This is a genomic window from Candidatus Halocynthiibacter alkanivorans (genome assembly GCF_003333265.1).
GTDB lineage: Bacteria > Pseudomonadota > Alphaproteobacteria > Rhodobacterales > Rhodobacteraceae > Halocyntiibacter_A > Halocyntiibacter_A alkanivorans.
In genome coordinates, this window is sequence record NZ_QOLB01000125.1 from 24,979 (window position 1) to 31,068 (window position 6,090).

The 6,090-nt window shown below is 56.7% G+C and carries 7 protein-coding genes; 1 reads left to right on the forward strand and 6 read right to left on the reverse strand.

Annotated elements, in window-relative coordinates; translation table 11 throughout:
- Positions 1 to 38: 38 nt before the first annotated feature.
- From DWA01_RS15425 to DWA01_RS15445, 5 genes are all read right to left on the reverse strand, one after another.
- Positions 39 to 1,436, reverse strand: coding sequence for an MATE family efflux transporter (locus DWA01_RS15425; RefSeq protein WP_114286703.1), 1,398 nt, complete (start codon positions 1,434 to 1,436; stop codon positions 39 to 41).
- Between the two features lie 15 nt (positions 1,437 to 1,451).
- Positions 1,452 to 2,018 (reverse strand): hemerythrin domain-containing protein, encoded by a 567-nt coding sequence (locus DWA01_RS15430; RefSeq protein ID WP_114286704.1) that lies wholly within the window; start codon positions 2,016 to 2,018, stop codon positions 1,452 to 1,454.
- A complete protein-coding gene (locus DWA01_RS15435) occupies positions 2,018 to 2,653 on the reverse strand; it encodes a glutathione S-transferase family protein (RefSeq protein WP_114286705.1) in 636 nt (211 codons plus the stop codon). Before DWA01_RS15435 ends, DWA01_RS15430 begins: the two co-directional genes overlap by 1 nt.
- Positions 2,654 to 2,759: 106 nt before the next feature.
- On the reverse strand, positions 2,760 to 3,515 hold the full coding sequence (locus DWA01_RS15440) for an isochorismatase family protein (protein ID WP_114286706.1): 756 nt from the start codon (positions 3,513 to 3,515) through the stop codon (positions 2,760 to 2,762).
- Between the two features lie 28 nt (positions 3,516 to 3,543).
- Positions 3,544 to 3,975: a VOC family protein gene (locus DWA01_RS15445; protein ID WP_114286707.1), complete on the reverse strand. Its 432-nt coding sequence runs from the start codon at positions 3,973 to 3,975 to the stop codon at positions 3,544 to 3,546.
- An 85-nt stretch (positions 3,976 to 4,060) separates the two neighbouring features.
- Between DWA01_RS15445 and DWA01_RS15450 the strand changes: the two genes are divergently transcribed.
- The gene (locus DWA01_RS15450) at positions 4,061 to 4,957 is read left to right on the forward strand and encodes a LysR family transcriptional regulator (RefSeq protein ID WP_160116060.1); all 897 of its coding nucleotides are present in this window, start codon (positions 4,061 to 4,063) and stop codon (positions 4,955 to 4,957) included.
- A 334-nt stretch (positions 4,958 to 5,291) separates the two neighbouring features.
- On the opposite strand, the gene DWA01_RS15455 is transcribed toward DWA01_RS15450, so the two are convergent.
- Positions 5,292 to 6,090: amidohydrolase family protein (locus DWA01_RS15455; RefSeq protein WP_114286709.1), on the reverse strand; the 799-nt coding region annotated here is incomplete at its 5' end.

The following is a 6,090-nucleotide window of genomic DNA, read 5'->3' on the forward strand; positions in this document are numbered from 1 at the left end:
TCAGGACGCCGTCGTTGAAACAAAGCAGATGACAATGATTACTTCCGCTGAAAAAGCCCGACAACGTCCTTGCGAATGTCTGCCCATGGGCTGGCATCAGCGATTGGTCTGTTCCATTTTTTCTGTGAGCCGCGCATCAGGCGCGCTGCCAGGACGGCCGCCAGGACATTCCCCACTGTCAGAGCAATCAAAATCCACCACTGACCAAGCAGTGATCCGACAAAAAGGAATGGGAATACGATGAAGAAGGTGCGGATGCCCATCAGTTTCAGCGCGGTCCCGGGCATTTGCAGCCCATTAAAAACGGCTACTGTCACGTTCACAATGCCTTGAAATCCATAGGATACCGCTACGATCCTGAAATAGAGGCCAACAAAGCGCACGACGTCCGGGTCGTCAGAAAAGATGCGCGCGACAGAGGGGCCAAGCAAAGCCAGGATGACAAACAGAAGTACACCAAGATAGACAGAAGCTTTGCCCGCGAAAATCACTGCTGTGTCAATGCGATCATGCTCCCCTGCACCAAAATTCTGCGCAACGAAAGGGGTAACTGCCATCGACACAGCAAAGATGCCGGTCAGCGCCAAAGCCTCGATCCGGCTTGCAACCCCAAAGGCTGCGACAGCCTCTGACCCGTATCCCGCCAGCAGATAAGTTGTGAACATGCCTGTGGCTGGAATCAGAATTTGCATCGAGACGGTTGGCACTGAAAACCTCAGGATCTCGCGCAATCCGGACAGTGCGCCGGGCATTGGACCAAACCGGATCAACCCGTGTCGGGCAAGGATAATCATCACCCCGACAAAAATGAACACAAAGGACATAGCCGTGGCCCAGGCAGCACCAGCAAGGCCAAGCTCAGGGAACGGACCAATGCCAAAGATCAGCAGGTAATCAAAAATAAGATTGATCACGCCGGCGATGCCAAAAATGATTTCGGTTTCTTTGGTGATGCCAATGGCGCGGGCAGCACCGCTGCCGATGATCCCAAGCATCAGAAAGGGAAAGCTGAAGTACAGAATGCCCATATAGGTCTCGACCATCGGCAGAATGTCTGGTGCGGCCCCCAATGCGGTGAACATCGGAACCATTATGATATAGGCGCCATATCCAAACGCGACTGACAAGAACAACGCCAGTGCAAGCGACACCATCGTCAACCCGCTCGCAAGGGTGCGATCCCCCGCCCCGATGGTTTTGGCGACCACCGCAGAGACGCCGACCGACAGGCCCATAAAGACAGACAGAAACAATAGAAACGCGGGTGATGAGAATGCCAGCGCGGCCAACTCTGCTGAACCAAGCTTGCCAACGAAATAGGTGTCGACAATCTGGAACAGAAATGTTGACAGCATTCCCAGACTGATCGGGGCGGCCATCCGCCACAGCATCGTGTTAACAGGGGCTTGTGTCATTGGATTGGTGGTCTCTTGCATGGGATTAGTCCTGTTTCAACCGTGGCGCAGGAAGATCGGGATTATCACCTCTTCCTCGTCGGTGATGTGGCGGTGCATGATCTTGCGCAAAACCGCCGCATTGCGTTGCAAACCGGCAAGGGTGTCGCGATTTGGTGTCTGAAGCGTTGTGGCCAATGAGGTTTCAATCCCACCCAGCGTTTCATCCAAAACCTGATGATCGCCGTCGAGCAAAGTCATTGCCTGCTCCAGGTTGGGGTAGAGCCGGATGAACTGCGGGAAATAGCCGTGGTCCTCGATCTCGTGATGGCCATGCGCGAATTGCAGCAGATGCGCGGCTCTCTGCCCCAGTTGCAACGTGTCGATTTGATCGACGAGGTCATCGTCGGGGACATCCAGCAGCGTTTCAGTTGTTGCAGCCACCCAATCCGCACCGTTCAGCAACTGCCGGTGAATATTCATGAAGAACCGGGCTTTTCCCGCGAAACGCGGATGCGCCTGCCAGTCTTGCTGCGACTCCTCCAGCAAAGTCGGACGGATCACCGCTGGCAATCCGTCCCGCATCGCAACGTGATGCGTCATATTTTTGGGGTCGACCGACATCAGGCCGCCACCTCAACTTTGGCGTTTGTCCCCTGCGCGGCGTGCACCTTTTGCACCGCTGGGTCAGCAGCCAGTTTCCGGATCACGCGGTCGATATTCGTGTACGCGGCGGTCGGTTTTTCAAACCCATAGGCCCAGCTTGCCATCGGATAGAGGAAGGCATCCGCAACTGATTTCGCATCCCCAACCATCCAGTCGCGCCCTTCAAGATGCTGGTCGATCAGCGTCAATGCCTTGTCGACAAGGATGTGGCTCGCGGCCTGAACGGCAGCTTGGCCGTTTTCATCCGTGGTGAAGCGCGTGGGCATGAAATGCGGCCAGAAATAGGGGTGCAAGGTGCCTGACAAATAGACCAGCCATTTGTGCAACTCGACACGCTCAGCGGAGCCTGCGGCAGGGCCGATGTTTGCATCCGGGTTCTGGTCCACAAGATAAAGCAGGATGGCCATGCCCTCAGGCAGCGCAAGATCGCCATCCACCAGCGTCGGCACCACGCCGGACGGGTTGATCTTCATATATTCGGCGGATTTCATGCCGGCAAAGTCGAGATGTTCGACCTCATAGGGTTTGCCAATCCATTCAAGCGCGATGTGCATCGCAGTGGAACAGGTGCCGGGAGCGGAATAGAGTTTCATTTTGGTGGGTTCCTTTGTCAGTCAGAAGGGCGGATCATGGCAAATGGCAAATGGCAAATGGCAAATGGCAAATGGCCAGGGGCCGAAGCCCCTGACCGGTTCCGGATTACCAGGTTGTGTCCGGGTCAACCTTGAACAGGTATTCCATGAAAATCGCGGTCACTTCCGGAAGCACTCCTGAGCGGGCATGGTCACGCTGAAATTCCGCCGGAACCACATTCCAGGTGATCGGCTCAACCCCGGCAGCAATCATGCGCTTCATACCGTTTTCATGGGACAGCTGGCTCATGCTGCCAACCACATCTTCGGGCACATAAACGTCGTAGCCTGCGTTTTCGGCTTCAATCGCGGGGTAGGCCAGACACACGTCGGTCCAAAGACCACCCATGATCAGTTTTTGACGCCCGGTGGCTTCAACGGCTGCGACAAACTCTGGTTCTTCCCATGCGTTTACATTGGTGCGGTCGATAAAGACCGCATCCGGGGCCAGTTCGCGCAGTTCTTCGATCATTGGATCATAGCCGTTCAGGCCAACTGCGACGTGGGAAAAAATGATCGGGATATCATACAGAACCGCGGTTTTGATCAGGCCGGTGGTGTTGTTGATCAGATCTTCGTGGTCGATGTTGCGCACCCCCATCAGGATCGGCGGCTGATAATCGATCAGGATCAGTGCGGAATTGCTCGGCGACAGAAACGGATCTTCATCAGCGGCGCGCACCGGTGTGCCCTGGTAGCCTTCGGGGTAGCTGGCGACGCCATCAACCGTTTTGATCATCGGGGTTTGTGCCAGTGCTGGCAGCGCGGTGAGGGCGATGGTCAGGCTCAGGGCCGTGGCGAGTGGTTTGAAGAAAGAGGTCATGGGGGTAGCTCCTTTGAGGGGATGGGTTTTAGCCGTGCACGTGCTCGGCAATCAGTTGCGCGACCGAGGGGCCAGGGCCGACAAGCTCCAGCACGTTGCGATCCGGGTCGCGGATGAAGATGGTGCTGGTTCCGCGAAATTCACGGCGGCCTGTGATGGCGATGCCATTTTGTGTAACGAAAGCTTCGGTCGCTTCCGCATCTTTCACTTTCACCGCCAGGTGGGTGATGCCGGGGTATTTCTCGGCCTCGTCCATCAGGATGTTTGTGCCTGCTTTTGCCGTTGCCAGCCCCAGCAGATTAATGTTGATCCCGGCCGGATGGAGCATCACCAGCGGATGCCCTTCGTCAAAGCCGCCATCGGCGACCAGTTCGAACCCGAGCAATTCATAGAATGCAACGGATGCGTCCCGGTCGCTGATACGGATGCCGATGTGATCGAAGTTTCTGATGTCCAACATGGCTTAGCCTTTCCTTTGCTTGCAACAAAGGTATCTAATGTTGTATTGGACTTTAATAGCTCAGTCAGAACGGCATATATTCCATATGGATCATAATAAAGACCTCTTTGACGGCATGGTCCTGTTCTGCACGGTGGTGGCACATGAGGGGATGAGCGCGGCTGCCAAACTGCTGGGACATACCCCCAGCCATGTCAGCAAGGAGATCGCGCGGCTTGAGGCGCGGCTCGGCACGCGGCTTTTGAACCGGACAACACGCCGGATCAGCCTGACAGAATCCGGGCGCATCTATTATGAAAACGCCCGTCGGATTGTGGAGGACGCACATGCGGTGCAGAACCGGTTACATTCAATAGGCGACCGGCCCTTTGGGGAGCTGCGGATGAGCGTACCCGTGGTTTTTGCACACGGGTGGCTGAATGACTGGCTGCCCGAGTTTCTTGAGCGATACCCTGATGTCGATCTGCACATCGACATATCTGAGCGGCGCGCCGATATGATCGGTGAAGGGATCGATTTGCTGGTGCGTATCGGAAACCTGCCCCCATCGGATCTGATCGCCCGCGAATTATTTCGCACCCAGGGTCTTACGGTGGCGTCCCCGGCCTATCTGAAACGAAACGGCACACCGCGCCACCCCGCTGATCTGAAAGACCACGATCTGATTGATTTCTCGTTTCACGGGATAACGCAAAGCTGGACCTACCCTGGAGCGGACGGGGAAATGATCACCGTGCCAATCGCGCCACGGGTCCGATGCAACGATGCCCACACCGAAAAGGCGCTTGTCCTTGCAGGCCGTGGGATCACCCGCCTGCCAAAACTCATCTGTCAGGCCGAACTGGATGCCGGAACCCTGGTGTCAATTCTCCCGGATTTTGGAGCGCCGCCGGTTGGCGTACATGTGATCTATGCCAGCCGGGACAACCTGCCAGCAAAGACGCGTGCGATGATCGATTTCCTGGTCGGGAAGAGCGGTTGAGATCAGGTCCCGTGTGGTGTTCTTCCTGCCAGCCGGCGGCTTAGCAGCGGGCGCCGGCCTCTGACCAAAACCGGACGCAACGGCAATGGACGCTGCGTCCGCTCAGCGGGCTTTCATGCGGCGCGCAGCGAACGGCTGGATTGAGCCCTGCGCCTGACCGACGCCGTCTCCTCGCCTTTCAGCGTATCCAACGCCACTTTGGCCTCAAACTCCGGGCGATGTTGCTTTCGTTTCGACACCTCTGATCATCCTTCGTAATGAAGATCAGCAGGTGACAATTCGCAGCTTCCGTCAGTGTCCAAATTTCAGGACCCAGCTCAAACCAAGCTGCGAATTAGTCTTGTTGTGCTCTCAGGTGATACGCGTGGGACGCATTGCCCCCCATCACCGCGGATTTTTCTTCGGCGTTCAGATCGGCCAGCAATATTTCGGTGGCCGCAAGCCATTCTTCATAACTGCTGGCCAATATGCAGACCGGCCAGTCGCTTCCCCAGATCAGGCGGGAAGGTCCGAAGCACTCCAGCAAGTGGTCGACATAGGGTTTCAGGTCGTCAACGTCCCACCCGAACGCCGCCTCTGTAACCAGACCTGAGATTTTGCAGTAGGCGCCGGTCTGTTCGGCAAACCGTTTGATGTCCTGAGACCAGGGCTTGAAGCCGCCGTCCTTAATCGCGGGCTTGGAGCCGTGATCAATGACAGTGCGCAGTCCGGGGTGGCGTTGCAAAAGTTGCAGAAGTATCGGCAGGTGATGCGGCAGGGTCAGAGCGTCAAAGGTCAGATCGTGCTGCATTATGGCGGTAAATGCCGGCTCCAAACCGGGGCGCAACATCCATTCCGGATCAGCGATGTCCTGGATCATGGGGCGCAGCCCGACCAGAAGCGGGTTCTGTGCCAGGCGGGCGATGTCTGCCGGGGCCGGGGACGCTTCAAAATCAACCCATCCAACCACGCCTTTGACAAAATCGTGTTGCGCAGCAAGATCGAGCAGATAGTGCGTTTCTGCCAGGGTTGGAGCCGCCTGCACCAGAATGGTTCCGTCGATGTCGCACCTTGCAAGTTCCGGGCGCAGGTCGTCGGGGAGGAAATCGCGGTAGAGGGGCTCAAGATCCGGCGTCAGCCAAGCATAATCGCCG

Coding starts and splice junctions, on each gene's coding strand:
- DWA01_RS15440 (WP_114286706.1), bottom strand. CDS start 3,515: ATGACCTCTTTCTTCAAACCACTCGCCACGGCCCTGAGCCTGACCATC.
- DWA01_RS15425 (WP_114286703.1), bottom strand. CDS start 1,436: ATGCAAGAGACCACCAATCCAATGACACAAGCCCCTGTTAACACGATG.
- DWA01_RS15435 (WP_114286705.1), bottom strand. CDS start 2,653: ATGAAACTCTATTCCGCTCCCGGCACCTGTTCCACTGCGATGCACATC.
- DWA01_RS15445 (WP_114286707.1), bottom strand. CDS start 3,975: ATGTTGGACATCAGAAACTTCGATCACATCGGCATCCGTATCAGCGAC.
- DWA01_RS15430 (WP_114286704.1), bottom strand. CDS start 2,018: ATGTCGGTCGACCCCAAAAATATGACGCATCACGTTGCGATGCGGGAC.
- DWA01_RS15450 (WP_160116060.1), top strand. CDS start 4,061: ATGGATCATAATAAAGACCTCTTTGACGGCATGGTCCTGTTCTGCACG.